Genomic DNA, 24,335 nt, shown 5'->3' with positions numbered 1-24,335 from the left:
TAGCCCATGGTAGGGCATGAATCTGGGAAGTCCGTTTCAGGAAAGGCGGCTCAGATCCACTTGTTGTGCTTGAACGCCAGGTAGAGGACCAGGCCCATGGCCACCATCAGGCCCAGCGCATACGGGTAGCCGTAGGTCCAGGCCAGCTCGGGCATGTTGGCAAAATTCATGCCGTAGATGGATGCCACCAGGGTGGGGGCGAACAGGATGGCGGCCCAGGAGGAGATGCGCTTGACCTGCTCGTTCTGTTCAAAGCTGGACTCGGTCATGCGCTGCATCTCGTCATTTTGCCGCTGCGCCACCAGGGCGGCGTTGACGGCGAGCGCGTTCTGGAGCAAGGCGCGGAACGAAGCCACCCGTTCGTTGAGCCGGATGACGTGGTCCAGGACGTCCCGGTAATGGTCCCTGAGTTCGGTGGCCTGATCGCGGTCCGGGGTTCCGGCCATGAGGGCCTGCAGGATTCCCGCGAGGGGACTCGTGGCCCGCTGGAAGGTGATGACCTGGCGGGACAACTCGTAGATCCTGCGGGACACATCGGGGTCTGCGCCGAAGAGGTCGTCCTCGATTTCGTCAATGTCGTTTTCCAGGCCGGCCACTACGGGCTCGTATTCGTCCACCACCTGGTCCAGGATGCCGTAGAGCACGGCATCGGGTCCCAGAGCCAGGAACTCCGGCATGGCCTCCATGCGCCGGCGGACCTTGGCCAGGTCCGGCGACTCGGCATGCCGGACGGTGACCACGTACTCATCGCCGACAAAGACGTGGATCTCGCCGAAGTCCACCTTCTCGACGTCATCCCGGTACCGGGCCGGCCGGAGGACCAGGAACAGGCACTCCCCGTAATGCTCCAGCTTGGCCCGCTGGTGGCCGGCGAGCGCGTCCTCGATGGCCAGGGCGTTGAGGTCGAATTCCTCGCCCACGGACTGCAGTTCTTCCGCGTCCGGCCGGTAGAGGCCGATCCACGCCATCCCCTCGCGCTGGCGGAGCAGGAAGTACGTCTCGTCAAGGTCTTCCGGGTCCTCGGTGCGCAGCCCGTTCACGTAGACGGCGTTGTCGATGATGGTCACCGCTCCCCCTCCCGCTCGCGCTCCCATTCGTCCAAAAGTGCCGGCATCCGCGCTTTCAGGAAGCGGTAGAACCTGGCCATCTCGGCCACCCTGGCGCGTGCCGGGGAGCCCTCCGGGAGTGTTTCCGCTGTCGCATCGGTCAGTGCCGCGAGCTTCTCGTAGACGGGACTGTTGCGCATGGACACCACGTACCACTCGTCCTCGTGCAGGGCATAGAGGTCGCGGCGGCTGCCGGGCTGCGAGATCCGGTGCACAAAGCCCACGGTCTGCAGGTACCGGACGGCGCCGGAAACCGCGGCGGCGCTGGCGCCCAGCCGGTCCGCGAGTTCGGCGGCCGTGAGGCTCCCCTGCTCGGAGGACACCAGCGCCAGCAGCGTCCTGGCGGGCATCTTGGGGAACCCTGCTGCGGCGAACGCGGCCGCAGTCCGTTCGGCCGCGGCGGCGGTGGACGCCGCGGTGGCCAGCGTGTCCCTGGCAGCTGCCACCTCAGGGCCGGCGCTCATGCCGAACCCACCTCCCGCCGCCGCATCACCGCAACGGCCAGCGCGGCGGCAATGGCGGAAATCAACAGCATCCACCATGCTCCGCTCCAGTCCGTCGCGTCGCCGCGGGGCACTGGTGTGTGGGCGAACGGCGAGAGGTCGCGCAGGCTTTGGTCAATGCCCAGCATGGCCCCGAAGATTCCCAGCATCACCCCAAGGGCCAGCAAGGCCCAGCTGGCGGCGATGGTGGCGGCGGGCCACAGGACAAACACCAGTGCCGGAACCGACAGGTAGATCAGTGCCGCCGGCAGCTGGGCGGCGGCGGTCTGCCAGAGGGCGTCGGCAGGCATGGATTCATCGCCGGTGCCGGTGAGAGTGGCCCACGCGCCCACTCCGGCCAGGCCCACCACCAGCACCACGGCAGCCCCGCCGAGCAGCAGGTAGCCGGCCAGCCACCGGACCCGTCCCACCGGGGCGGACAGCAGGAGTTCAGCGGTCCCTGCCGCTTCCTCCTGCCGCAGCCTGATCACCGCCTGCAGGGCGCACGCGGCAGCCAGGACCCCGGCCATGGAGAACAGCACCGACACCATGAGCTGGGTGAGTGAGGTTCCCTGCGACTGGAGCATCGCGCGCAGCATCGCCGTGATGTTGGTGTCCGGCGTGTCGACGGCGGCAATCGCCTTTCCGAGCGACCCCGCCAGCAGGCCCAGGGCCAGGCCGCTGAAGCCCCAACCGATGATGGATCCCGCCTGCAGCCGCAGGGCAAGGGCCACGGGACCGCTCAGGCCCCGCCGGGCGGCTGCCCGTCCCGGCAGCGCTTCCCAGACGCTGGCTCCGCTGTCGCGCGTGCCCAAGAGGAGCCACGCCCCCGCGAGGCAGCCTGCGCCCAGCCCCACCGGCAGCAGCAACGGCCAGCCACGGTTGCCCGAGTACGCAAAGGTCTGCTGGCCCCAGCCGATGGGTGAGAACCAGCTGGCCGCCCCTTCGGTCATCGTGGTCCCGCTGGCGCCGGGCGTCCCCGTGGCGTCCCCGATCCCGCGCAGGACGTAGGCCAGGACCACCAGCGCGGCGGAGACGCCGTTCGCTCCGCGTGAGGTCCCCATGAACTGGGCCACCAGCAGCCCCACGCCCAGGAAAGCGAGGCCGACGGCGCCCGTCGCGGCGCCGGCGAGCAGGGAACCCTGGGGCTCCAGGCCCTGCGACATGAACCCGGCAAAGACTGCGAGCGCCACCAGGATGTTGGATGTGATGCCGTGCAGCAGGGTGGCGGTGTTGGGCAGCAGCCGTCCGGCAGGTGTGGCGGCCACCATTTCCGCGCCGCCGCTTTCCTCGTCGGCCCGGGAGTGGCGTACCGCCAGGAAGGTGCTCATCAGGCCTGCCAGCAGGGCGATGAACGCGTAGATCAGGAAGAACGTGAAGGCGCCCTGGTCTGCGCCCCGGGGCAGGCCGCGCAGCATCAGGATGGCGGGCGTGGCAATGGCCACCTGCAGGATCTCGGTCCGGCTCGCCACGTTGCCGTAGGTCTGGGTGACGGCGGCGGCCGCGAACATGGCAAACGCACCGATAGCCACCACCCAGCTCAGCAGCTGCCAGCGGTCCCGGCGGATCCGCTGGCCCCAGAGGACCAGGAGGACGCCCATGTCAGCTCCGCCCCCTGGCGCCCAGCAGGTGCCGCCGGGAGCCGTGGGTGGATTCGGAAGGCGTTTCGGCCCCGGTTTCAGCGCCCAGGGAGGTATCCCCGTAGTGCCGCAGGAAGAGCTCTTCCAGGGACGGCGGGACGATCGTCAAGCCTTGCACGCCCAGGGCGCCCAGGGCGCCCAGGGCGGGAAGGACCTCTGCGATCCGGTCCGAGTCCGCGCTGAACCGGACCCGTCCGGCGTCGAGCGCCAGGTCATGCACCGCACCCAGCCGGGCCAGGGCCTCCGGGTCCAGCCCGTCCGCGGCGAAGGAAACTTCCGACCTGGTGAGGTGCCGCAGCGAGTCCAGCGTGCCGCCGTCGACAATCCTGCCTGCCCGGATGATGCTCACGCGCTGGCACAGCACCTCCACCTCGGAGAGGATGTGGCTGGACAGCAGCACGGTGGCCCCGCGGTCGACGGCGGCGAGCAGCTCCCGGCGGAACACTTCCTCCATGAGCGGGTCAAGGCCGCTGGTGGGCTCGTCCAGCAGGTAGAGCTCGGCTTCGGTGGCGAGGGCGGCGATCAGCGCAACCTTCTGCCGGTTGCCCTTGGAGTAGGCGCGGCCCTTCTTCGCCGGATCAAAGTCGAACACCTGGCACAGGTGGTCCTTCCGCCGGCGGTACGCGGCACCGTCCGCCGCGCCGCCGCGCAGCCGCGAGAGCAGGTCGATGGTTTCACCGCCGGAGAGGTTGGGCCAGAGCCGGACGTCGCCGGGCACGTAGGCCAGGCGGCGGTGCAGTTCCACGGCCTGGGTCCAGGGCTCGTATCCCAGGACGGTGGCAGAGCCGGAGGTTGCCCGCGCCAGGCCCAGGAGGACGCGCAGGGTGGTGGACTTTCCCGCGCCGTTCGGGCCAAGGAATCCGTGGATCTCCCCGCGCTGGACTTCCAGGTCCAACCCGTCGAGGGCCCGGACGTGGCCGAAGTGTTTGTGCAACCCCACTGTTTGGACAACGGTATTCATGGTCCAAGTCTTAGAAGTTTTCACAACTTTGTGAAGGTACTAAAGTCCCAGCTATGACCCCCGACAGATCCGTGCCAGGCGCGCAGGCCACCCGCTCGTCGACGGCACCGCTGTATGCGGCGGGCTTCGTCACGGCTTTCGGCGCCCACAGCATCGCGGCGGGGCTGGGCGCGCAGAGCGAAAACATCGGCCTGACCCTGCTGAACCTCGGCATCCTGCTGGCCCTATACGACGTGGCGGAGGTGTTCCTCAAGCCGGTCTTCGGCGCCCTCAGCGACCGCATCGGCGCCAAACCTGTCATCGTCGGCGGCCTGTTCGCCTTCGCGGCACTGTCGCTGATTGGCCTCGGCGCCGCCGACCCGTTCATCCTGGCCCTGGCCCGGCTGGGACAGGGGGCCGCAGCGTCGGCCTTCTCGCCGTCGTCGTCCGCCATGGTGGCAAGGATGGCCCGCGGCGGAAAGGCCGGGACCTACTTTGGCCGGTACGGGTCCTGGAAGAGCCTTGGCTACATCATTGGCCCGCCGCTGGGCGCCGGCCTGATCCTGGCCGCCGGGTTCCCCCTGCTGTTTGGCACGCTGTCCGCGCTGGCGGCCGCCACGGCCGTCTGGGTGCTGGTGTCGGTGCCGCACCTGGCGCCGCTGCCGCGCAAGCGGTACACCGTGATGGACCTGGCCCGGCAGGTGGGCGAGCGCCGTTTCCTGGTCCCGACGCTGGTGCTTGCCGCTTCGACGGGTGCGCTGGGTGCCGCCGTCGGCTTCCTCCCGGCGCTGGCCACGCGCCACGGGCTGGACGCATTCGCCGGCACGGCGGCGGTGAGCGTCGTGGCGCTGGGCTCGGTGCTCACCCAGCCGTGGATCGGAAGGCTGCGGGACCGGCACGCCGTCAGCGACAACAAGGGCACGACGACGGGCCTGCTGCTGATCGCCGCCGGCATCGCTTTGGTGGCGGCCGCCCCGGGAGTGGTCACCATCTTCGTTGCGGCTGCACTGATTGGCTCGGGCATCGGCGTGGCCACCCCGCTGGGGTTCGCGCACCTGGCCGACACCACGCCGCCGGAGCGGATGGGCCGGACCATGGGCTCGGCAGAGCTGGGCCGCGAACTGGGCGACGCCGGCGGACCCCTGCTGGTGGGCGCCATTGCCACGGCCACCGCCCTGCCGTTCGGGCTGGGCGCGCTGGCACTGCTGGTGGCCGCCGCCGCCGTCCCCCGGCTGGACCCGGTCAAGCCCACCGCCTGAGCGGCCTTCCAGCTTTTTGTGTCACCCTTAACCGCGATGACTTCTTCACGGCAACTCTCCACCAGGACTCCGGCACGGCCTGCCCCGGGCTCGGCGTCCCTGTTTGTGCTGTCCACGGTGGCGTGCATTGCCGGGCTGGTTGCCACCTACTACTTCTTCGTCCAGACCACCACGGGCCAGTTCATCGATGAGTCCGCGCTGGTGGAAGCGGTGCAGATCCATGGGCCCGCGGGGAAGGCCGCCACCCAGTTCCTCGACTGGCTGCCCACTATTTCCCTGGTGATGGCCGCCGTCGTGGTCCTGTTTGTGACCGTGATCCGGCGGCACTGGGCGGAGGCCGGGATTGCCGTGTCCGCGTGCATCGGCGCGAACGTGGCAACGCAGGTGCTCAAGGACCTGCTTCCGCCGCGCCCGGACAAAGGCGTGCTGACCCTGGAGCTGAACTCGCTGCCCTCCGGCCACACCACGCTGGCGGCGTCCGCTGCCGCCGCGGTTTTCCTCATGGCGTCCCCGCGCTGGCGGCCCATGGCCGGCTTCATTGGCGGTTCGTTCGCCATCGCGTCCGGGGTGTCCACCCTGATCAACCAGTGGCACCGGCCCGCGGACGTGGTGGCGGCGTTCCTGCTGGTGGGCGCCTTCATGATTCCGGCGGGCTGGCTGATCCTCCGGCGCGGGTCCTGGAACGAGTGGGACGGGTTCGGCGACCACCTCGGTTCGGCCCGGATCTGGCTTACGCTGCCGGTGCTGATCGGGCTGGGTTCGGCCGGGGTTGCGGTGTACTCGCTCATCCGGATTGCGCCCAGCCCGTGGCAGGAAGCCAGCACCACCAACTACTTCTGGGCCGGCATCTCGCTGATCGTGATCGCGGGATACCTGGCCACGGTGGCCACTACGTCCCTGTTCGCGTACGCCGCACGGCGGCAGGGCGCGTCCAGGCGGTAGAGGCTCACCCGGGCGCCTCCTCCCCACCCGGCACACGTGTCAGTTGCCCTCGCCGAGGTCCGTGGTGTCCAACTGCGCACTGTCACGGCCGATGCTTTCCTGCATGGCGGCGGCGAGTTCCAGTTCGTCCAGGTAGCGCGCGGCGGGCTGCCCCGTGGCCTGGGCAAGGCGGTCCAGCGTTGCCAGGTGCTGGCGCGCCAACTCGATGGCCAACTGCTCAACGATGCTCGGCCCGTTGCGCACCACGAGGTCACTGAGGTAGGCCTGGAGGCGGCCCGCAGGCCTACCGTGGCTCCGGGCATCCGCGGCGACGAGCCGGGTGAGGGCGGCCGCGGCCAGCGCGGGTTTGTCGCTGAAGAGTTCCACGTCGATCCCCTAGTAGCAAACAGGCTCGGATGGGAAGCGCCCGCAAGCGTAGCTACAATGTAGCGTTTCCGCGCCTGGCCCGTAAGGGTGATGAGCCCTAAGTTATTGGTAGGCCCCGGCCTCCGTGTGGGCGGGCATGCCAGGCACACGTCCCGCGTTCAGGCACATTGCGCTTTACCGAGGAAAGCCTTCAGGATGGCGCTCCGCGTTAGCACGAGCAGGCGTCCTGCCGGGAAGTCTTGCGGCAACCTTGAGGAATTGGAGTCCCCCGCCTTGATCGGCGCGGTGAATAGTTGCAGGTGCCAGGGCGGCGTTTTGAAGTGGGCGCCGCCCGGCACTGCCCCTCGCGCCTTTTCCGCTGCGCGATCCTGTGTCAGGGATCGAGGCGCTTGCGCAGGAGGCAGAATTCGTTTCCTTCGGGGTCCTGCAGGACGTGCCACTGTTCGTCCCCGGTCTGGCCCACGTCGGCCGGCCGGGCACCGAGGGCCAGCAGCCGTTCCAGTTCGGCGTCCTGGTCCCGGTCCACCGGGTTGACGTCGATGTGCAGCGGAAGCCGCCCCACCCGCGGGTTGCTGCTGGCGCTCAAGATGATCGTGGCCTGCAGGCCGCCGAACCCGGCGTTAGCCGGCCCGATCTCAATCATGCCGTCCTCCCTGTCCAGCTCGACATAACCAAGGACGTCACTCCAGAACCGCGCAAGCAGTTCCGGGTCGTCGCAGTTCAGGACCAGTTCACTGATTCGGCATGACATGGTGCCAGTGTACGGATCGCCCCAAGCCACCGGCCGTACGGACACGGGGAAGGCACGACGGCAGCACGCACCTTCGCTGGCCCTGCAACCCGATGATCCGTCCCGGCGCCCCTGCTCCCCTCGACGCGGACATGCATCCGCGACCCGCATCCTGCCTCTCGCGGCCCCAATATCCGGAGCACAGGGGAAGCGGCGGGTCGGACAGGAATATGCGCGTCGCCCGGGCCCATTCCCGGAACAACCATCTCAGCACCCCCACGTCGCCGGCACGATCCAACGTGCCCAAATACCCAAATAGCCAGCTCGGCGGGAGACGGTGCCACTGCATGGGGGGATGCAGCGGCACCTTCTTCCGCCGAGCTGGCGGGTGGAAACCTCAGGCGCAATAGATCTTCTTAAGTCCCGTGCCGATCTCCAGGCTCACCTTCACGGATGCAGTGGCCTGGGCACCGCCTGCGAAAGTGGCCACGATCCTGACCCCCGCCGGGGTGGTGGTCTAGCTGAGGACCACTTTGCCCGTCCAACCTCAGGAAGCGAGGAGGAAAAACGTCAACAAAAGCTCAAGTTATGTGAAAATTCATTCAACCCTGCCCTGACCTGCGCTTCTATCGCAAATGCTGCTCTTGGCGCCTCCCCTGCCGGGCAGCGCGCCAGCTACCGTTGCCGGCCCAGTTCGGCGTCAAGAATGTCCAGGGCGTTGGCGCGCATGGCACTGAATGCCTGGTCCGGCCGGAGGCCTGCCACGTCCCGCAGCCAGACGTATGGTTCAATCCCTGCAACCGCACGAAGCCGCACGGCAAGGGCGGCGATGTCGATCCCGGATCCGGCGGCTTCCAGCGGAGACAGGGCGTCGCGGTACCAGCCCACAGCCCGGCCCCCGCGAAGAGTGGGGCGGGTGGTGCCCGGGGTAAGGGACAGCCGCAGCGATGCCCGCAACTGCGGTTCCCAGGTCCGGATGAACTCGAAGTGCGCGTCCAGGGTGCGCACCAGGCGGGCACGGACGTCCGACGGCGGTTCCTCGCCGAGCAGCGACCCCAACCCGGTCTCGGGGAGGGCCGCGTGCAGGAGGGCCTCCTTGTCCGGGAAGTAGCGGTAGGCAGTCGTCCGCGATATCCCGGCAATGGCGGCGACTTCCGCAACCGAAGGATCCTGCCCGTCCTTCAGCAGGTCCCGGAGCGAGGACACCAGCTCTTCACGGGTGCGCGACTTCTGCCGGGTCCTGCCGGTCTCCAGATATTTTTCATTGTGGCGTACGGGCACAAGACTTATGATACAGACGTACCGTTATGGTACGGATGTCCCATAAAAGACTCACCGAGGGGTTTCCCGTGGCCGATCCCATTGCAGTGAATCCGCAGCACTACCGGCTCGTCTTCGAAAACGACCGGGTCCGCGTCCTCGAGTACAGCGACGGCCCCGGAGACACCACCGGCACCCATTCCCACCCTGACAGCGTGATGGTCACGCTCAGTTCCTTCGCCCGCCGCCTCCGCTCAGGAGACCGGGAAGCGGACGTGGAGCTGCAGGCAGGGCAAGCCCGCTGGCTCGAAGCGCAGGAACATTCCGGGACGAACACCGGCTCCACGCCCACACACTGCCTCTTTATCGAGCTGAAGGAACCCCGCCGGGAGAACCCGGGCGTGGATGAATCGCCCGCCCACCCAGGCCGCCTTGGTCCTGCTGATTCCTAGCCGCCGGAAAGCCCCCTACGACCGATCCCCTGTCAGCAACAGCCTGCACCAGGCATCGGTCAGCCACTCAGCGAACTGCCGGTGCCCCCACCCCCGCCGGTCCACCAGGAGCACCCAGTACTCGGGCCCACTCATACTCCAGACCGCATCGGCGAGTTCGGCCGCGGGGCGGTCCGTTCGCAGCTCCCCGGTCGCAGCGAGGTCCTTAACAAAGAGCAGCATGTTTGCAGCGCGGCGGTCGGAAATCTCAGTCCACAGCGCAGCGCAGTCGGGATCGGTGCCGGCGGCGTCGCGCAGCGCCAAATAGACCGGCGCGAGGCGGGGCTGGATGCCGGCCAGAGCGTGGGCATAGATGGAGATCTTCTCGGACGCCGCCTTCGCCTCCCGCAGGCGGACCACGTAACCGCGGCGCTCCGCGGGTACCGCCTGGCCGGTACCCGAGATCGCTGTTTCCACCACTTCACGCAGCAAATCCGGCTTCCGCCCGACGGTCGCGTAGATGGTGTCGACGGCGACTCCGGCCCTCCTCGCAATGCCAGCCACCGTGGTGGACCGGTACCCCTCCCCCACAAAGAGCTCGCGGGCGGCGGCCAGCACCGCATCGCGGGTGGCAGCCGCCTGCTCCTTCCGCCGGGGCGAGTGGTAGCGGCGTGCGGGGGCATTGACTTCACTCATCGCCGGGCCTAGCCTTAATTCATCCGAATGCCATTCGGATGAATTATAGCAGGAAGTCCCGGACAGCAACGCACGGCGTAGACGCAAGGCACGGCATCCACGCAGCGGAACAGGGGCGGAAGGGCAGGACACCATGTCAGAGCATTTCGACACCGTGGTGATCGGCGGCGGCCAGGCAGGCCTGGCCATGGGCTACCACTTGTCCCGCGCTAAGCGTTCGTTCGTGATCCTTGATGAGAACCCCCGGACCGGAGACAGCTGGCGCACCCGCTGGGACTCCCTCAGGCTCTTCACGCCGGCCCGGTACGATGCCCTTCCCGGAAGCCGCTACCCCGCCCCGCCCTGGTCCTACCCGTCGCGTGAAGAGTTCGCCGAGTACCTCAGCAGCTATGCGGAGAAGTTTGGGCTGCCGGTACGGAACAACGTCCGGGTCAACCGCGTCAGCCACAATGGAAACAGCTTCACCATCGAAGCTGGCGGCCAATACCTGGAAGCCGGCAATGTGGTGGTGGCACCCGGCTGGGACAGAACACCCAAGGTGCCGGCCTTCGCGCAGCAGCTCAACCCGGACATCAAGCAACTCACGGCGGGAAGCTACAAGAACCCGAAGGACCTTGCGCCAGGCCCTGTCCTGGTGGTTGGGGCCGGCAACTCCGGCGCGGACATCGCCCTGGAACTCGCCCCCAACCGCACGACCTACCTCTCCGGCCGGCACCCCGGCCAGATCCCCTGGCCCATCGATGCCGTGGCGGCCCGGCCCCTCACCCTCGCTGTCTTCTTCGCGTTCTCCCACGTCCTCAACCTCAACACTCCCGCCGGCCGGAAGGCCCGCCCGCAGATCCTTGCGCACAGCGGGCCACTGGTCAGGGTGAAGAACCGGGACCTGGTGCGTGCCGGCGTCGAACGCGTTCCCAGGACGGAAGGCGTCCGGGACGGCCGGCCGCTGCTGGCTGACGGACGAACGCCGGATATCGCCAACGTCATCTGGTGCACTGGCTTCCGGCCGGACCTGGCGTGGATTGACTTGCCGGTGTTCGGCCCGGACGGGGAGCCGGACCAGGAGCGCGGGGTGGCCCAAGCCCAGGCGGGACTGTACTTCCTGGGAGCCACGTTCCAGCAGTCGCTGGCATCCTCCATGGTCCACGGCGTGGGCAGGGACGCAGCCTTCATAGCCCGGTGCATCGCCGCCGAAGTGCCACGCGGATCAGGGACAACGCAACTGCCCGGGGACGTCAGGCCGGAAGGTTCAGCTGCTCCACAATGATGCGGGCGGTCGCGGGGTCCCCGAGGATCCGAAAATGCCCGGCCACCGGCAGCTCGATGTTGGTGGCCCCGGGCAGGACGCTCCCCTCCGGAATGTGCGGATCGAACGGTCCGTAGAGGGACGTGATGCGGCTGTTGATGGTCAGCTCGCGGGACATCTGGAGGGTCAGGGCGTTCCGCGGCGAGAAGATCCGGAGGCTGGGCAGCAGCATGTACCGGGCGTAGCGCGAGCCGGAAAAGGGCGAGCACACAGCGATCATCCGGTCGATCCGGTGCTCGGGATCCAGGGACAGCATGGTGTACTTGCCGATCAGGCCGCCCTTGCTGTGCGCCACCAGGATGGCATCGCGCAGCCCCGCCTCCTCCAGGTGCTGGGCCACCAGTTTGGCGGCGTCCGGCACCTTCAGTTTGTTGCGCTGGAGCACCGTGACCACATGCACCGGATGACCGGCATCGTGGATGGCCTGGATGAGCGGCATCATGAACTGCCAGTTTTCGTACACGCCGGGGATGATCACCACGGGCGGCCGGGTCCCGTTGCGGAAGGACGCCGGCTGCACGCGCGACAGGAATCCGCGGACCTGCCAGCCTGCGGCATACACATAGTCCTGCGCCCACCACACAGCCTTCTGCAGCGGACTGATGCGGGCAGCGGCGCCGGGATCACTCATGAGTCGAGAATAACCTCAGCGGGGCGCCTACCCACCAACCGGGCCCGCAAACACGCCTCAGTAGTTGCGACGGTGCTTCAGGCGGGGAATCACGACGGCGAACACGGCCGCCGCAGCGAAGCCCAGGACACCCGTGGCTGAGATCCCCGGGCCCAGGGAGGCGAGGGCCGTCACCCCGGAGAGGAGCACTGGTCCACCGGTGGAGCCGGCGTCCGCCATGAAACGCCAGAGGCCCAGGAACTGTCCCCGGCCGCGGTCCGGTGAGAAATCGGCGCCCAGGGTCATCACCAGCCCGGAACTGATGCCGTTGCCGAACCCGATCAGCAGCGCGGCCAGCAGCAGCCCCACAAATGACCCGGTCAGCGGGATCAGGAGCAGCGCCGTCCCCATGAGCAGCGTGGACGGAACCGCCACCCACTGCCGGCCCTTGCGGTCCATGAGTTTTCCCGCCGGGTAGAACACCAGCATGTCGATGGCGCCGGACAGCCCGTAGATCAGGGACGCTGAGGTGGCATCCATGCCCAGGTGGTCGGACCAGAGCGGGATCACCACCTGCCGGGAGGACCGCAATGCGCTGAGCAGCAGGATGCCGATCCCCAGCGAAAGGAACACGCCGGCATGGGATACCGCGACGCTGCGGAGCGTGGGCTGGGGGCCCCCGTCCGCGCCCAAGTGGACGTCCGGCGTCGTGAGGTCCGGGATGGCGAGGGACAGCAGCGCGGCGGCCGCCATGGCCACCACCCCCACCCAGTAGGCGCCGGCGATGCCGAAGAACTGCATCACCGCTGCCCCCGCAAACGGGCCGATGAACACACCGATCCGGTTGACGCCGCCCAGCGTGGATAGCGCGCGGGCGCGGAACGCCACGGGCACGGCCTCGGTGAGGTACTTTTGCCGCGCCAGGCCGAAGACCGCGCCGGACATCCCGACGACGGTCATCGCCACCGCAAGGAGCCACAGTCCCTTCGGGGCCAGGGCGGAGGTGGCGGCGGCCGCCAGGGCCAGGCCGGCAGCGACGGCGGCGCCCACGATGGACCAGCGTTCACCGAAGCGCAGGGTCACCAGGGAAGCGGGCAGGTTGAAGAACCAGGACCCCAGCCCGATCAGGGTGACGATCAGGGCGGCCACCGCCACCGAGGCGCCCAGGTCGCGGGCGGACAATGCCACTACCGGGAGGATGGCGCCCTGCCCGATTCCGAAAAGCAGTGTGGGGCCGAAGGCGGCCACCGCAATACTGCGCAGGCTGAAGGGCTCGGGGTCATCCGGGGAAGTCATCGGATTTATCCTATGACCGCCGGATCCGCACCCCCTGCATCGCCGGCTGTCCCCGGCGCCTCCGGTTCTTAGCGGGCCCGCGGCTCCAGCCCGGCAAGGGCACGGAACAGATTGACCAGCTCAACAATGGCGCCGATGACCGAACCCACGATCCCAACAACCAGGAGCACCCGCACCACAACCGGCCAGCCGGACCAGCTGGTGCCGAAGTCGAACGGGAAGACCTCCCAGAGGCGCATCATGGCGGCCACGCCGATGCCCATGACCACCAGGTTTCCCAGCGCCAGGAGTGCCCTGGCGTGAATCACCGCGCAGACCAGGTTCACGATGATGCCCGCGATCAAGGATGCATTAAGGAGGTCCAGGGCGCGGGGCATGTCCGCAGTCAGGAACGGCAGCACCCGCCACCCGGGCCAGACGTTGATCCCGTACAGCAGCAGGGCATTGACTATGGCGGAGCCAATGCTGCGGCTCCGGCTGATGGTCCTGTCCGCCATGCCCCTCCTCCGAGGTCGATGCGATCCCATTGCCGGCCCGGATGGGCATCGATTGCTCCGTATTTGTCCTTTTCGGGAGTCAAAACGGCAGTTACCCAGCAATCGGTGCCGGGAATGGGTCCTCCGGGCGTCAACGGGCGCGAAACCAGAGTCGCGCAGGGCACGCCGCTGCGGGAAGTGCCGAAGGTCCCACAGAGCCCGGGCTCAGTAACCCGCCAGGACCTCGGCGGCCTTGCCGTCCGCCGCCGCGTTGACCAGTTCCTCTGCGACGATATGCAGCTTGGTGTTGGCGTGCTGGCTTCGCGTGGCCAGGACCTGGAAGGCGGCCTGGCCATCCACTCCGCCCAGCGCCATGACAACTCCCTTGGCCTGCTCAATGAGGGCCTTGTGCCCGTACGCACCCTCGATCGCTTCCTCCGCCGCGTGCTGGGACTCGATCCGCAGGCTCTGGGTCACGTCCACCATGAACCCGCGGACATACTCCACCTGCCCCGACGGCTCTGGAACGGCCTGGACTGCGGAGAAGACACGCCGTTCCCTGCCCCGGACGTCTATGACCCGGTGGAGCAGCGCCCCTTGGCCTCCGCCGTCCAGCAGGTTCGTCCAGAGGGCACGGACCGGCTCCCGGTCCAGCGGGTGCTTGTGGGCCATGAACAGTTCCCAGGTAGGCACCACGTCGCCTTTCTTGAGCCCGTGGATGCCGTACATGCCCTCGGACCATTCCATCTTTCCGGAGGGAACGTGCAGCTTAAAGGTCCCCGAAGGACACTGCGCAGAGGGCTGGAGTGGAAAGAGATACGTATCGAGTTTTGACCACATATTGACCTTCCGAAGTCAGGCGAACCCAGCCGGGTGCACGGAACCCACCATAACTTTACTTGCCGGCCAGATGTCACATTCCTCGGGCAGGCTCCCCCAAAAATGCGGGGGTCACAAAGGGCCCGGCGAGGAGTAGCGTTCGCCTTATGGGGTGCTGAAGCGCGTCCCAATCCAAGGGGAGGTCAGTTCATGGGTGAAGTATGGATCCGCACGCTGGGCAACGGGCTGGTCCGGGCAGACCGAGTCACCGAGATTTCATCCACCCGAGGGTCCTTGCACGAGGACTGCGGGTATTCACTGAAGGTCATCGTGGACGGCAAGGGCCACGTACTGATTGACGACGGCGGCCTGCAGGGTTCGCTGCCCGAGCGGCTGGAATATGCCAGGCACATGGAGGATGCCCTGCTGCTGGCAATCGACGAGGCGCGCGAAAGCGACGCGTCCATGGTGATCTCGTACGAGCCGGAACGCGAGCGCTGGTCATCGGCCCCCGTTTCCGTATTAACGGGAAGGCTCCCCGAAGTCGTCTGACCTGGGGAGCCTTCCCGCTGCACCATATTCAGCTGTGGGTCGGCTCCTCCACCAGCGCCGTGGCGATGCTTGCGGCGTCCTCCAGCGCGGCCAGGAAGCGCTCGGCGTCCAGCGCGGCGGCGCAGCCGGTGCCGGCGGCGGTGATGGCCTGCCGGTAGCGGTGGTCCACGGCGTCGCCGCAGGCAAAGACGCCGGGCAGGTTGGTGCACGTGGTGGGCGCATCCACCTTGATGTAGCCTTCGTCGTCCAGGTCCACCTGGCCGGCCACCAGTTCCGTGCGCGGCAGGTGGCCGATGGCCACGAATATGCCGGTGGCGTCCTGGTGCCGGGCCTCACCGGTGCGGGTGTCCGTCAGGGTGACGCCGCTGACTTTGCCGTCGCCGTGAATGGCGGTGACGGCGGAGTTCCAGGCGAAGCGGATCTTGGGGTTGTCCTTGGCGCGCTGCGCCATGATGCGGGAGGCGCGCAGTTCGCCCTTGCGGACGACGACGGTGACGGACTTTCCGAAGCGGGTCAGGAAGGTTGCTTCCTCCATGGCGGAGTCGCCGCCGCCCACCACGATGATGTCCTGTTCGCGGAAGAAGAATCCGTCGCAGGTGGCACACCAGGAGACGCCGTGCCCGCTGAACTTCTTCTCCTCCGGCAGACCGAGCTCCTTGTAGGCGGAGCCGGTGGCCAGGATGACGGCCTGGGCCTCGTAGGTCTCCCCGCCGCCGGTGACCACGCGCTTGACGGGACCTTTCAGGTCGACGGACGTGGCGTCGTCGTACTCAATGCGCGCGCCGAACTTTTCCGCCTGCTGCTGCAGCCCGTCCATCAGCTCGGGGCCCTGGACGCCGGCCGGGAAACCCGGGAAGTTTTCCACCTCGGTGGTGTTCATCAGCGCGCCGCCGGCGGTGACGGAACCGGCCAGGACCAAGGGGTTCAGTCCGGCACGGGCGGCGTAGATGGCGGCGGTGTAGCCGGAGGGGCCGGAGCCGATGATGATCAGCTGTTCTTTGCTCATTGCGTGTCCTTCGGTGGCGGTACTGCGGGGCGTCCGCGGGCTGCGCGGGCAGGAGTTGGGTGGTCAGTAGTTCTGTGCGTGCCCTGATCACCCCGTCCGATTCTTTCATTGCCTGGCAGGCCAGGGCCAAGCAGCGGCCCGGGCTGCCATCCGCCGATTCCCAAAGTGATAGGAAACTGCGGTCGATGTAATAAACGTCACGGTGTTGCGCACATCACATTGGTTGCCTAATCTAGTTGAGGCTTAAGCAAACAGGCCATGCAAGAAGCTGCAGCGTCGCAGCCAATGCCGGGGAAGGCTTTACATCTTGAACTCTAAGCTGAACATCGCGGTCCGGGTCGATCTGGACCACAGCAAGGCCCAGGTGATTGCAAAGGGGCATATCACCATCCACAGCATCAACGCCCTCTATGTAGTGGCAAAGCGCGCCAACTCCCTCAAGGGAGGCCTGGACCTGGAGCTCGACGTCTCCAGCGCCTGGGTGGATCAGGAGGCACTGGACATGCTCCACGCCGCTTCCAAGACAAGGCAGCTGCCCGCAATGATCGATCCGGACCAGGCGCCCTGCACCATCAGCGTGCTGGCCGACCGGCGGCATCCACGCACTGCGCCGGCCCGCCTGGCCGCATAGGACTCCCGGCCGCTCGCCGCGCCCACGCTTCGGGCCAGAGCAGGCCGTCAACCACTTCTTCCACCGCTCCAACAACCCGAAGCGCAGCTGCATCTGAACAGACGGATGGCTGCACTTCGGGGTTGTTCGGAGCCCGGGCCCCCAGCGGGACCCAAAACTTACATCAGCCGTGGTTCGCCATCCAGGAATTCCCGGAGCTCCAGCGCGCTCAGGCCGGCAGCCCTGCCCAGGGCTCCCTCCCCCGCGCCGTGCTTCGAGGCATTCCTGACTGCATTCTCAAACTGCTCCTGCGCAGCGTCGAGCTCCCATTGAAGGCTCTCCACCCTTGCCGAAGCCAGTTGGACTGCTTCCAGCGGATCGCCGGCCGGACTGCCGTCCACGGTGTAGCCGCAGATACAGGACCATTCCGAGGCACCAAGCTCAAGTGGCGCCCACCCCAGGGAGGCGATCGGAACCGGCCCGGAGGTCATTGCCACGCCGCAATGGAAAGGTGCGGCCGGCTCATCAAGCTCCATGGCCGGCGCCGGATCGTCCATCAGCGCGGGCACTGTGGACTTATCAAACGCACTTGGTGCAGTCGGCTGGAGCTGGAATTCGTCGTGGGCCTGGACGTGGATCCGTTGTCCCGCTGCCTGAGGTTCAAGTACTGCAGTCATGCGATCCGCCATCCGATAGTTATCAAACAATGTAGCTAGTCTAACTAGGATTAGCTCCTTGTCTACCGCCGACCCACCCCAGCAGCGGCTTCCACCGCATCCACGGCCTCACGCATGCAGCTCAGGAAGTGCAGCACCGCTTTGATCTCCTCCGCCGACAGCGACTCGGCGGCCTCAAGCATGCGCTTGTGCATCTGGTTAAGGTTGTGCCGCACCTCCTCCTCGGCACCGGGCGTGGGCCTGAGGATGACAGCCCGCCGGTCGGAGGGGTGGGGTTCCCGGGTCACATGGCCGGCTGCCACCAGCCGGTCAACAAGGCTGGTCATGGACGCGGAGGTGATGCCCAGGCGGGCTGCAAGCTGGGTGGGGCGGATTCCAACGCCGGCAGCTTCCGCATCGATCAGGTACCGGAGCGCCAAAAGATCGGTCTCCCCCATCGCGGCGGAGGAACGGGTGCGCCTTCTCATGGCGCTTTCAGAGGTCCGAAACTCCCTGAGGGCATTAATGACGTCAACAGGGCCGGGCTGCGCGCCCTCGCGGGGTGGGTAACAGTAGCCTTCGCTTGCACCATGCGGGTTCATGCGAATTCCTTCGATATCCTACTTGCTTGGCCGTCTAACAAACCTATGGTAGCCCACTTGCTGTGGCGGTTGCTCCACACGTCGACGGGCGAACGGGTACCCGCGGAAGCCTTGGAGGAAAAGTAGAGTACCGGCTACTCGTGCCGCTGCCCCGCGCGCCCAATAGGTTTTTGTGCAACCCCCAGGCAGCACGGCCACGGGGGAATCGCAGATGGGGGTGCAGGGTGGCTTTTGGCCCGGCAGATAATAAGGGGCCCGACCGGCAAGGGTTCCTGCTGGATTTAGTGACAGGGGCCGACGGCGAGGCAGACTCCCTGCAAAAACTCGCCGGCGCAGCGGCCCGCTGGATGAGCACCACGGCAGGCACGGCGGTTGAGTGCGCAGCCGTGCTGCACCGGCAAAGGTCCTGTACCGTCACGGCCGGAAGCACGGCGGGCACCGCCGCCCTTGCAGCCACGGAGGATGAGCACGTGGACGGCCCCACCGCATTGGGCTCCGCCCTGGCCGCTCCAACAGTGATCGGCCAGGCCGGCGCACGCTGGCAGGGCTACCGGCGGCGGTTGCTGGAGCATGGCCTCGGCGCCGCCCTTGCCCTCCCCCTGGAACTGCAGCCCGGCTCGTCCGCAGCCCTCGTTTTCCTGGGCCCGCCCGACTACGGTTTCCCCACCAGGATCCTCGCTGACGCCGCATGGTTCGGCGAGGTGGCATCACAGAGCCTCAAACTGGCCCTCGACGTCCACGGCGTGATCCGTGCGGGCGACAACCTCAAGCAGGTACTGGAGAGCAGGACCAGCATCGATGTTGCCTGCGGAGTGCTGATGGCGCAAAACCGTTGCTCCTACGCCGAAGCCTTCAGCAGGCTCGCCGGCACCTCAAGGAACCGCAATCTTAAGGTGCGCAGCGTGGCGGACGGCATCCTGAAGGCGATGCCCAGTGGTGCGCCCAGAACCCGTTTCGAACCGCCGGCGATTGCCTAGGACTGCAGCGAACCTTCCTTGTTGTCCGCGGGAGTTATGCCTGGTGCCGCGACCGCGCCCTGATGAGTCCGGCCGCCACGAGTCCTGCACATCCGAGTGAAGCCAGCATGCCGCCGAGAGCCACGATGTAATCGGTGATGGTCATTGTCCTGCGCTCCTTCCGTCCTGCCTCCGTACTGCCTGATGCGCCAAAACTACGCGGCGAAACTCGGTGTTCGCTGAAGAATCGCCAGCAGCTTTGGTCAAGATCCGGTCACGGGACATGCGGAAATCCACATGGTTTCGGCCGGCAATCTTTCCTTTATCACGGCGTTCCGTATTATTCATGCATGTGGACTAAACAAAGCCAGAGTTTCTGCCCCACCTGCGGCAGGACCACCAATCACGTCACCCACTTCCAAAAGGACGACGCCGGTTCCCTGGTTGCGGACGTCCGCTGCGCTGAGTGCCCCGAGGTTGCCGGAGCGGTGGCCTAAGTATCGGCCCCAAGTTCCACCAGGTGGCGCATTGCTCACTTCGCGAAGAACAGGCGGAACACTTGGCTGCTGATGTGCCCCGCTTCACCGTCGCCAGGAAGTGAACGAACGACAAGAAGCTGCTTGGCGGGCACGGCGACTGGCTTCAAGGCCCAGTTGAGCAGTTGCGGGAAGCCGGCAGCGATCAGCGTAAACGTGCACCTACCCTTTCACGCCCGACGGAGGCTACTGCAGAGGTCAGGCCCGTGTCCCGCAGCAAAAGGACAGAGGTTCCGGCCATCGATGGCCGGAACCTCTTCCTTTGCCCTCCCCCGTGCGGGGGTGAAGCCTTATACCCGCTGCCCTAGAGGGAGCCGAGCTTGCTGTTGTACCGGTACATGAACGCTGCCATAGCATCCCTGTTTACGGGCTGAATGGGACGGTAGGTTTTGGTGCCGTCCGCTTCGGTCCAGCCGGTGGAAATGCCCTGGTTGGCGAGCCAAGTGATTTCCTTGTAGAACTGCGTGCCGACCGGAACGTCAGTAAAGGGCGAAATACCTGGGGCCGTGAAGCTGGGCTTGCCAGCAAGCCTGTACATGAAGGCAGCCATGGCGTCCCTGTTCACTGGCTGTAGCGGACGGTAGGTCTTAGTGCCGTCCGCTTCGGTCCAGCCGGTGGAAATGCCCTGCTTGGCCAGCCAGGTAATCTCCTTGTAGAACTGCGAGCTGACCGCGACATCAGTGAAGGGTGAAACAGCTGGTGGGGTGAAGGCCGGCTGGCCGGCGAGACGGTACATAAAAGCTGCCATCGCGTCCCGGTTCACCGCGAGGAGCGGCCTGAAGGTCTTCGTGCCGTCGGGTTCGGTCCACCCCGTGGAGACACCCTTCTCTGCCAGCCAATAGATTTCGTTGTAAAACAGCTGGCCGGGAGAGACGTCGGTGAATGGAGAAGTCGCTGGTGGCTTGTACGGGCCCCCCAGCGGCACATCCGCGTACCAATAACGTTTGGCAACATCGTCGCTGGCAAGAATAACCAAGCCGGTGGTGCTATTGACGCCCTGTTTACTGGTGGTCACGTTGTTGATGTTGGGCGACGTTCCATCCTGAATCACTGGGGTACCGCGCCCGGCCGAAAAGACGGGATTGTCCAGGGAGGCTGTCTTCTCGTAGATACTTCCCGCGGTACCGGTGTAAGCACAGCCGCTGGCTGAGGTCGGCGGAGCGGTGTGGAAGACATGCACCACGTTATTCTGCGAGTCCAACACCACCTGAGGACGGGTAACACAGTCCGCGACGGTGGCGATGGTGCTCACTGAAAAGGCACCTGTTCCCGGCTTGAATACCAGCATCTGCAGCTGCGGAGCCTTGGGATCCGTTGACGTGACGTCGAGGCTTGTTTTGACCGCGGCATATACGCGACCTGCACTGTCCGAATTAAGTGACTTCAGGTTCAGGTGGTCATCCGCGATGCCCTCGCCGCGAAGTGCAGGCTGGGTCTTCCATGTGGCAGCCGACTGTCCATCATTATGGGTAGCCCACCAGACGGATCCCGTGAGGTGGTCAGTCCACATGATCCCGATCTGCTTCTTGTTGAACGCGACAACAGCTGAAATGTCGTCAGCTTCGGGATGCGGATTGTCTACGGGCAGGACCGAGGGTTCAGCCCAGCCGCCCCCGCCGGGTGCTGAATGATTAACGTAGACGCTGCTGGTCCCGTCAGCCGCTACTTCCGTCCAGGTCGCCCAAATGGTCCCAGTACTGTCCCGGTCGATAGTCATGGACTCACTGCTGTTTTTAGCAATGACGGCAGGAAAACCACTGTCCAGCGTGTACTTGCCGTTGGCGTAACTGTACCTATAGAACCTTGCTGGCTGGTTCGGCAAGGAAGGGGTTATAGAGGTCTCCGTGGAGGTAGTAACCACATGCGAGGCAATGTACAGGTACTTGCCATCCCAAAGCGTATCGGAATGCGTGTTGGTACGGCTGTCATTGGCCACGCCAGTATCGACCCAGGTTTTGGAGCCGCGATCGAGCATATAGATGTGCCAGCCACTGCCGGTGGTCCACATGTTGGCCCACCACTTGCCGTCGTTCCACCACAGCTTGCTCTGCGGTTTGTCAGCGGTAGGCGGTTGCCCAGCGCCTGAATAGCTGATGCTTGGAGTGCCGTATGTAGGGGTGACCGGGGGGTCCGAAACAGTAGGAGCGGCCGATGCTTGCCCTCCCAGAAGCGTTCCCATACCCGTGAGCACCAGGACTGCCGCCAGTCCATGGCTCAGGATGCGGTTCAACGGATGTCTCATGAATTCTCCTCACTGGTTGTCCCGGTGCTCGGCGCCCAGGTACTCCAAGGAAGCTTCTGCCCCCGCTGCCATTAGACCCGTGGCCCGGAGAAGCGTGCACGAGTAGTGAGTACTCGTTTTTCAAAACGTTAGGGGAACGGCGGCCACCATTTATGGGACTTCTACTCGCTCCGTAGAAGAATCAGCTTGGTCGGCCCGGCTGAAGAGCCCCCTGTCAGGCTCAGCGCGGGTCATCAATCTTCCGCCTGGGTTTCTTGTGTGGCAGCAGAGGGGGCCACGGCATGAGGACGCACGACGGCGAAAGTCACCATGGCAGCTGCCTGCACTGCCGTGACGGTGACGGCCAGGACAGGTCTTGAGTACTCGTACAGCACACCGATGAGGAAGCTCCCGGCCAGCCAGGCGAGGCCGTAGCACGCAGTGAACATTCCATAGGCACTCCCCCGCCGTTCCACCGGAGCAAGCCCCGCCACGCCTGCCCGCATGGTGCTTTCCTGGACGCCCATGGCCGCTCCCCACACCAGAACCCCTGTGACCGCGAGCGCCGTGTTGTTGCTGAAGCCCAGCCACGGCACCGCCGCCGCGAGGACGGGCAGGACCAGGAGGACTTTCAGCCCCACCCGGTCAAAGAGCCAACCGGAGGCCAAGGCGGCCACGGCGTCCACCCCCATGGCCGCGGCGTAGAGAACGGGGACCACCGCCGGCGGGAGGAGACCGGTGGCCACCAGGTGGAAGGACAACAGCCCAAACGTGGCATAGCCGAACATGGTCAGGCTGCTGAACGCGGCGTACAGCCAGTACTGCCGGGGCATGGGAACGGCCGTCACGGAAGCGGGGCCAGGGCCGCCGGGAGCGGGGCCGGCTGCGGCAGAGGGCGCGCCCGCCACCTCGTAAACGGCCGGATCAGGGACCCTCCGCCGCAGCCGGAGGAGAATCAGCATGGCCGCCAGGCCTGGAACAGCAAGCAGCAGGAACCCCGGTCCGTAGCTGCCCGACAGCGCCAGGGCCACCCCCACCAGCAGCGGCCCCAGCAGCGCTCCCACCTGGTCCAGCGCCTCGTGCAGCGCGAAGGCCTTGCCCTGGCCCAGCGCCGAACCTGCCTCGGCCAGCATGGTGTCCTTCGCCGGGCTCCTTACGGCCTTGCCCAGCCGCTCCGCCAGGACCAGGAGGCAGGCAACCCACAGCGCGTCAGTGATTCCCAGCAGCGGCACGGACACGGCCGTCAGCGCGTACCCGCCGATCGCCAGTGCCCACCGCAGCCCGGGCCTGTCCGCCAGCCGCCCGAACACCAGGCGAAGGACCAGGGCCACAGCCTCCCCGGCACCGGTGACCACGCTGACCAGGAGCGCAGACGCGCCCAGCGCACCGAGGAACGGACCGGTCACACTCCGGGCGCCCTCGTACACCATGTCCATCAGCGCGCTGATGATCCCGAAGACCAGGATGAAGCGGATGGCGGTCATGGGCGCCGCGGGACCCCTTCCGGCGGCGCTAGCGCTGGTGGGCATGCTCCCGGACCTGCTTCACTGCACGATCAGCCACAGCACCGTTCTGCCTGGCGCCGTTCAAGCGGGCGCGGCCCAGGCGGATGCCGCGGCGGGCGGGGGGAACAGTTCCTTCCGGACGGGTCACGGCAAGGATCACCCCGATCCCGGCCAGGGAGGAGACCATGGCTGAACCACCGTAGGAGATGAACGGAAGCGGCACGCCGATCACTGGCAGCAGCCCGCTGACCATGGCGACGTTGATCACGGCCTGGCCCAGGATCCAGGTGATCACGCTGCAGGCCACGATCCGCGAGAACGTGTCCGTGGTGCGGGCGATGGTCTTGAACACGGCGATGGCCAGGATGGCGAACAGGGCCAGCACCAGGAGCGAACCGGCCAGGCCCAGTTCTTCGCCGAGGATGGAAAAGATGAAGTCGTTGTGGGCTTCCGGGATCCAGTTCCACTTCTGCCGGCTCTGCCCCAGGCCCACGCCGAACCAGCTGCCGGAGGCCAGGGCGTAGGCGCCGTGCTGCGCCTGGTAGCCCATGCCCTGCGCGTCCTCCTCGGAGCCCATGCCCAGCCAGGAGGAGATCCGGCCCATCCTGTTGCCGCTGGTGGCTGCAAGCACCAGGGCGCCCGCCGCGCAGATCAGGCCGGCCACGGAGAACACCTTCATCCGCACGCCGCCGTAGAACATGGTGGCAGCGAGGATCATCATGATGATCATGGTGGTGCCGAGGTCGTGCCCCAGCGCCACGATGCCCATGATGAGTGCTCCGGCTGGCGCGAGCGGGACGACGGCGTGCTTCCACTGCCCCAGCAGGGCCTGCTTCCGGTCCAGGATCCCGGCGCCCCAGACAATCAGCGACAGCTTGGCGAACTCGGACGGCTGCGCGGTGAAGCCTCCCACGCTCAGCCAGTTCCGGTTGCCGTTCACGGACATACCCAGCGGGGTGAACACCAGCACCAGGGCAAAGAGTGAGCCGATCAACATCCCCCAGCCCAGCCACCTGATCCGCCGCACGGACATGCGCGCCAGCACCAGCATGATCACCACGCCGGCCACGGTCCACATGGCCTGCTTCAGGGGAAGATCGTACGGATTGTTTCCTGCCGCCACGGATTCCACAGACGACGCCGATGCCACCTCCACGAGTCCGATCGCCGAGAGCGTGAGGACCACCGCCAGGATCAGCGGGCGGAGGCGTCCCGGGGAGTCGTCCTCCAGCCAGACCGCCAGTTTGCCCAACCCGCGCCGGGCAGGACGGCCCGTCCCGCGCTGCTTTTGTCCTGTATTCATCTGTCCGTTCCTCAGCCTGCACACCAGGGCTT

At 66.6% G+C, this 24,335-nt stretch carries 26 protein-coding genes; 8 read left to right on the top strand and 18 right to left on the bottom strand.

Going from position 1 to position 24,335, the window contains the following annotated elements:
* Positions 1-50: 50 nt before the first annotated feature.
* The 4 genes from corA to ACWRN3_RS14650 are packed head-to-tail and all read right to left on the bottom strand — an operon-like array spanning position 51 to position 4,189.
* Entirely contained in the window at positions 51-1,067 is a 1,017-nt protein-coding gene (gene corA / locus ACWRN3_RS14665) for a magnesium/cobalt transporter CorA (RefSeq protein WP_159636203.1), read from the bottom strand.
* Complete coding sequence (locus tag ACWRN3_RS14660) at positions 1,064-1,570, bottom strand: GbsR/MarR family transcriptional regulator (protein ID WP_224026770.1); 507 nt, start codon at positions 1,568-1,570, stop codon at positions 1,064-1,066. The genes corA and ACWRN3_RS14660 overlap by 4 nt, the downstream gene beginning before the upstream one ends.
* Positions 1,567-3,189: an ABC transporter permease gene (locus ACWRN3_RS14655; RefSeq protein ID WP_476741102.1), complete on the bottom strand. Its 1,623-nt coding sequence runs from the start codon at positions 3,187-3,189 to the stop codon at positions 1,567-1,569. The genes ACWRN3_RS14660 and ACWRN3_RS14655 overlap by 4 nt, the downstream gene beginning before the upstream one ends.
* A 1-nt stretch (position 3,190) precedes the next feature.
* Complete coding sequence (locus ACWRN3_RS14650; RefSeq protein WP_476741101.1) at positions 3,191-4,189, bottom strand: ABC transporter ATP-binding protein; 999 nt, start codon at positions 4,187-4,189, stop codon at positions 3,191-3,193.
* A 53-nt stretch (positions 4,190-4,242) separates the two neighbouring features.
* Here ACWRN3_RS14650 and ACWRN3_RS14645 point away from each other — a divergent pair, with 53 nt between their 5' ends.
* Both ACWRN3_RS14645 and ACWRN3_RS14640 read left to right on the top strand, forming a co-directional pair.
* A complete protein-coding gene (locus tag ACWRN3_RS14645; protein ID WP_476741100.1) occupies positions 4,243-5,427 on the top strand; it encodes an MFS transporter in 1,185 nt (394 codons plus the stop codon).
* Between the two features lie 36 nt (positions 5,428-5,463).
* Positions 5,464-6,369 (top strand): phosphatase PAP2 family protein, encoded by a 906-nt coding sequence (locus tag ACWRN3_RS14640; protein ID WP_476741099.1) that lies wholly within the window; start codon positions 5,464-5,466, stop codon positions 6,367-6,369.
* Positions 6,370-6,408: 39 nt separating this feature from the next.
* Here ACWRN3_RS14640 and ACWRN3_RS14635 read toward each other — a convergent pair whose 3' ends face one another.
* The 3 genes from ACWRN3_RS14635 to ACWRN3_RS14625 all read right to left on the bottom strand — a co-directional run bounded on the left by ACWRN3_RS14635 (position 6,409) and on the right by ACWRN3_RS14625 (position 8,746).
* Complete coding sequence (locus ACWRN3_RS14635) at positions 6,409-6,735, bottom strand: hypothetical protein (RefSeq protein ID WP_476741098.1); 327 nt, start codon at positions 6,733-6,735, stop codon at positions 6,409-6,411.
* A 373-nt stretch (positions 6,736-7,108) separates the two neighbouring features.
* On the bottom strand, positions 7,109-7,486 hold the full coding sequence (locus tag ACWRN3_RS14630; RefSeq protein WP_476741097.1) for a VOC family protein: 378 nt from the start codon (positions 7,484-7,486) through the stop codon (positions 7,109-7,111).
* Between the two features lie 654 nt (positions 7,487-8,140).
* Complete coding sequence (locus ACWRN3_RS14625; protein ID WP_476741096.1) at positions 8,141-8,746, bottom strand: TetR/AcrR family transcriptional regulator; 606 nt, start codon at positions 8,744-8,746, stop codon at positions 8,141-8,143.
* A 68-nt stretch (positions 8,747-8,814) separates the two neighbouring features.
* Here ACWRN3_RS14625 and ACWRN3_RS14620 point away from each other — a divergent pair, with 68 nt between their 5' ends.
* Positions 8,815-9,177, top strand: coding sequence for a cupin domain-containing protein (locus ACWRN3_RS14620; RefSeq protein ID WP_476741095.1), 363 nt, complete (start codon positions 8,815-8,817; stop codon positions 9,175-9,177).
* Positions 9,178-9,192: 15 nt separating this feature from the next.
* Here ACWRN3_RS14620 and ACWRN3_RS14615 read toward each other — a convergent pair whose 3' ends face one another.
* Positions 9,193-9,852: a TetR/AcrR family transcriptional regulator gene (locus ACWRN3_RS14615; RefSeq protein WP_476741094.1), complete on the bottom strand. Its 660-nt coding sequence runs from the start codon at positions 9,850-9,852 to the stop codon at positions 9,193-9,195.
* Between the two features lie 133 nt (positions 9,853-9,985).
* Here ACWRN3_RS14615 and ACWRN3_RS14610 point away from each other — a divergent pair, with 133 nt between their 5' ends.
* Positions 9,986-11,116, top strand: coding sequence for a flavin-containing monooxygenase (locus tag ACWRN3_RS14610; RefSeq protein WP_476741093.1), 1,131 nt, complete (start codon positions 9,986-9,988; stop codon positions 11,114-11,116).
* On the opposite strand, the gene ACWRN3_RS14605 is transcribed toward ACWRN3_RS14610, so the two are convergent.
* The 4 genes from ACWRN3_RS14605 to ACWRN3_RS14590 all read right to left on the bottom strand — a co-directional run bounded on the left by ACWRN3_RS14605 (position 11,085) and on the right by ACWRN3_RS14590 (position 14,284).
* Positions 11,085-11,786, bottom strand: coding sequence for an esterase/lipase family protein (locus tag ACWRN3_RS14605; RefSeq protein WP_255172996.1), 702 nt, complete (start codon positions 11,784-11,786; stop codon positions 11,085-11,087). The two genes, ACWRN3_RS14610 and ACWRN3_RS14605, sit on opposite strands and share 32 nt — an antisense overlap.
* Positions 11,787-11,843: 57 nt before the next feature.
* Positions 11,844-13,061 carry an MFS transporter gene (locus tag ACWRN3_RS14600; protein WP_476741092.1) on the bottom strand — a complete coding sequence of 406 codons (1,218 nt, stop codon included), beginning with the start codon at positions 13,059-13,061 and terminating at the stop codon, positions 11,844-11,846.
* Positions 13,062-13,129: 68 nt separating this feature from the next.
* Positions 13,130-13,558, bottom strand: coding sequence for a hypothetical protein (locus ACWRN3_RS14595; protein ID WP_476741091.1), 429 nt, complete (start codon positions 13,556-13,558; stop codon positions 13,130-13,132).
* A 204-nt stretch (positions 13,559-13,762) separates the two neighbouring features.
* Positions 13,763-14,284, bottom strand: coding sequence for a PAS and ANTAR domain-containing protein (locus ACWRN3_RS14590; protein ID WP_476741090.1), 522 nt, complete (start codon positions 14,282-14,284; stop codon positions 13,763-13,765).
* Between the two features lie 282 nt (positions 14,285-14,566).
* On the opposite strand from ACWRN3_RS14590, the gene ACWRN3_RS14585 reads away from it, so the two are divergent.
* Positions 14,567-14,908: a hypothetical protein gene (locus tag ACWRN3_RS14585; RefSeq protein ID WP_476741089.1), complete on the top strand. Its 342-nt coding sequence runs from the start codon at positions 14,567-14,569 to the stop codon at positions 14,906-14,908.
* Between the two features lie 28 nt (positions 14,909-14,936).
* Here ACWRN3_RS14585 and trxB read toward each other — a convergent pair whose 3' ends face one another.
* Positions 14,937-15,914, bottom strand: a complete 978-nt coding sequence (trxB, locus tag ACWRN3_RS14580; RefSeq protein ID WP_324642806.1) for a thioredoxin-disulfide reductase — start codon at positions 15,912-15,914, stop codon at positions 14,937-14,939.
* A gap of 307 nt (positions 15,915-16,221) precedes the next feature.
* Here trxB and ACWRN3_RS14575 point away from each other — a divergent pair, with 307 nt between their 5' ends.
* Positions 16,222-16,545, top strand: a complete 324-nt coding sequence (locus ACWRN3_RS14575) for a hypothetical protein (protein WP_476741088.1) — start codon at positions 16,222-16,224, stop codon at positions 16,543-16,545.
* Positions 16,546-16,703: 158 nt separating this feature from the next.
* On the opposite strand, the gene ACWRN3_RS14570 is transcribed toward ACWRN3_RS14575, so the two are convergent.
* Positions 16,704-17,201 carry a hypothetical protein gene (locus tag ACWRN3_RS14570; protein ID WP_476741087.1) on the bottom strand — a complete coding sequence of 166 codons (498 nt, stop codon included), beginning with the start codon at positions 17,199-17,201 and terminating at the stop codon, positions 16,704-16,706.
* A 62-nt stretch (positions 17,202-17,263) separates the two neighbouring features.
* Entirely contained in the window at positions 17,264-17,668 is a 405-nt protein-coding gene (locus ACWRN3_RS14565) for a MarR family winged helix-turn-helix transcriptional regulator (protein WP_476741086.1), read from the bottom strand.
* A 398-nt stretch (positions 17,669-18,066) separates the two neighbouring features.
* On the opposite strand from ACWRN3_RS14565, the gene ACWRN3_RS14560 reads away from it, so the two are divergent.
* Both ACWRN3_RS14560 and ACWRN3_RS14555 read left to right on the top strand, forming a co-directional pair.
* A complete protein-coding gene (locus tag ACWRN3_RS14560) occupies positions 18,067-18,759 on the top strand; it encodes an ANTAR domain-containing protein (protein WP_255173004.1) in 693 nt (230 codons plus the stop codon).
* Positions 18,760-19,088: 329 nt separating this feature from the next.
* Positions 19,089-19,235 carry a hypothetical protein gene (locus ACWRN3_RS14555; protein WP_159631085.1) on the top strand — a complete coding sequence of 49 codons (147 nt, stop codon included), beginning with the start codon at positions 19,089-19,091 and terminating at the stop codon, positions 19,233-19,235.
* 343 nt (positions 19,236-19,578) lie between these two features.
* On the opposite strand, the gene ACWRN3_RS14550 is transcribed toward ACWRN3_RS14555, so the two are convergent.
* The 3 genes from ACWRN3_RS14550 to ftsW form a co-directional block, all read right to left on the bottom strand.
* Positions 19,579-21,516: an S-layer homology domain-containing protein gene (locus ACWRN3_RS14550; RefSeq protein WP_476741085.1), complete on the bottom strand. Its 1,938-nt coding sequence runs from the start codon at positions 21,514-21,516 to the stop codon at positions 19,579-19,581.
* 233 nt (positions 21,517-21,749) lie between these two features.
* Positions 21,750-23,024, bottom strand: a complete 1,275-nt coding sequence (locus tag ACWRN3_RS14545) for an MFS transporter (protein WP_476741084.1) — start codon at positions 23,022-23,024, stop codon at positions 21,750-21,752.
* Positions 23,008-24,303: a putative lipid II flippase FtsW gene (gene ftsW / locus ACWRN3_RS14540; RefSeq protein WP_476741083.1), complete on the bottom strand. Its 1,296-nt coding sequence runs from the start codon at positions 24,301-24,303 to the stop codon at positions 23,008-23,010. Before ftsW ends, ACWRN3_RS14545 begins: the two co-directional genes overlap by 17 nt.
* Positions 24,304-24,335: the final 32 nt, after the last annotated feature.

It is taken from the genome of Pseudarthrobacter sp. rb (genome assembly GCF_056389225.1).
This window is presented reverse-complemented; position numbering and strand designations above follow the sequence as displayed.

Excerpts from the sequence above, each read along its gene's own strand:
- ACWRN3_RS14655 (WP_476741102.1), bottom strand. The coding sequence starts at position 3,189 with ATGGGCGTCCTCCTGGTCCTCTGGGGCCAGCGGATCCGCCGGGACCGC.
- ACWRN3_RS14640 (WP_476741099.1), top strand. The coding sequence starts at position 5,464 with ATGACTTCTTCACGGCAACTCTCCACCAGGACTCCGGCACGGCCTGCC.
- ACWRN3_RS14605 (WP_255172996.1), bottom strand. The coding sequence starts at position 11,786 with ATGAGTGATCCCGGCGCCGCTGCCCGCATCAGTCCGCTGCAGAAGGCT.
- trxB (WP_324642806.1), bottom strand. The coding sequence starts at position 15,914 with ATGAGCAAAGAACAGCTGATCATCATCGGCTCCGGCCCCTCCGGCTAC.
- ACWRN3_RS14550 (WP_476741085.1), bottom strand. The coding sequence starts at position 21,516 with ATGAGACATCCGTTGAACCGCATCCTGAGCCATGGACTGGCGGCAGTC.
- ACWRN3_RS14615 (WP_476741094.1), bottom strand. The coding sequence starts at position 9,852 with ATGAGTGAAGTCAATGCCCCCGCACGCCGCTACCACTCGCCCCGGCGG.
- ACWRN3_RS14585 (WP_476741089.1), top strand. The coding sequence starts at position 14,567 with ATGGGTGAAGTATGGATCCGCACGCTGGGCAACGGGCTGGTCCGGGCA.
- ACWRN3_RS14610 (WP_476741093.1), top strand. The coding sequence starts at position 9,986 with ATGTCAGAGCATTTCGACACCGTGGTGATCGGCGGCGGCCAGGCAGGC.
- ACWRN3_RS14600 (WP_476741092.1), bottom strand. The coding sequence starts at position 13,061 with ATGACTTCCCCGGATGACCCCGAGCCCTTCAGCCTGCGCAGTATTGCG.
- ACWRN3_RS14590 (WP_476741090.1), bottom strand. The coding sequence starts at position 14,284 with ATGGAATGGTCCGAGGGCATGTACGGCATCCACGGGCTCAAGAAAGGC.
- ACWRN3_RS14570 (WP_476741087.1), bottom strand. The coding sequence starts at position 17,201 with ATGACTGCAGTACTTGAACCTCAGGCAGCGGGACAACGGATCCACGTC.
- ACWRN3_RS14630 (WP_476741097.1), bottom strand. The coding sequence starts at position 7,486 with ATGTCATGCCGAATCAGTGAACTGGTCCTGAACTGCGACGACCCGGAA.
- ftsW (WP_476741083.1), bottom strand. The coding sequence starts at position 24,303 with ATGAATACAGGACAAAAGCAGCGCGGGACGGGCCGTCCTGCCCGGCGC.
- ACWRN3_RS14650 (WP_476741101.1), bottom strand. The coding sequence starts at position 4,189 with ATGAATACCGTTGTCCAAACAGTGGGGTTGCACAAACACTTCGGCCAC.
- ACWRN3_RS14555 (WP_159631085.1), top strand. The coding sequence starts at position 19,089 with ATGTGGACTAAACAAAGCCAGAGTTTCTGCCCCACCTGCGGCAGGACC.
- ACWRN3_RS14545 (WP_476741084.1), bottom strand. The coding sequence starts at position 23,024 with ATGCCCACCAGCGCTAGCGCCGCCGGAAGGGGTCCCGCGGCGCCCATG.
- ACWRN3_RS14565 (WP_476741086.1), bottom strand. The coding sequence starts at position 17,668 with ATGAGAAGGCGCACCCGTTCCTCCGCCGCGATGGGGGAGACCGATCTT.
- ACWRN3_RS14645 (WP_476741100.1), top strand. The coding sequence starts at position 4,243 with ATGACCCCCGACAGATCCGTGCCAGGCGCGCAGGCCACCCGCTCGTCG.
- ACWRN3_RS14595 (WP_476741091.1), bottom strand. The coding sequence starts at position 13,558 with ATGGCGGACAGGACCATCAGCCGGAGCCGCAGCATTGGCTCCGCCATA.
- ACWRN3_RS14660 (WP_224026770.1), bottom strand. The coding sequence starts at position 1,570 with ATGAGCGCCGGCCCTGAGGTGGCAGCTGCCAGGGACACGCTGGCCACC.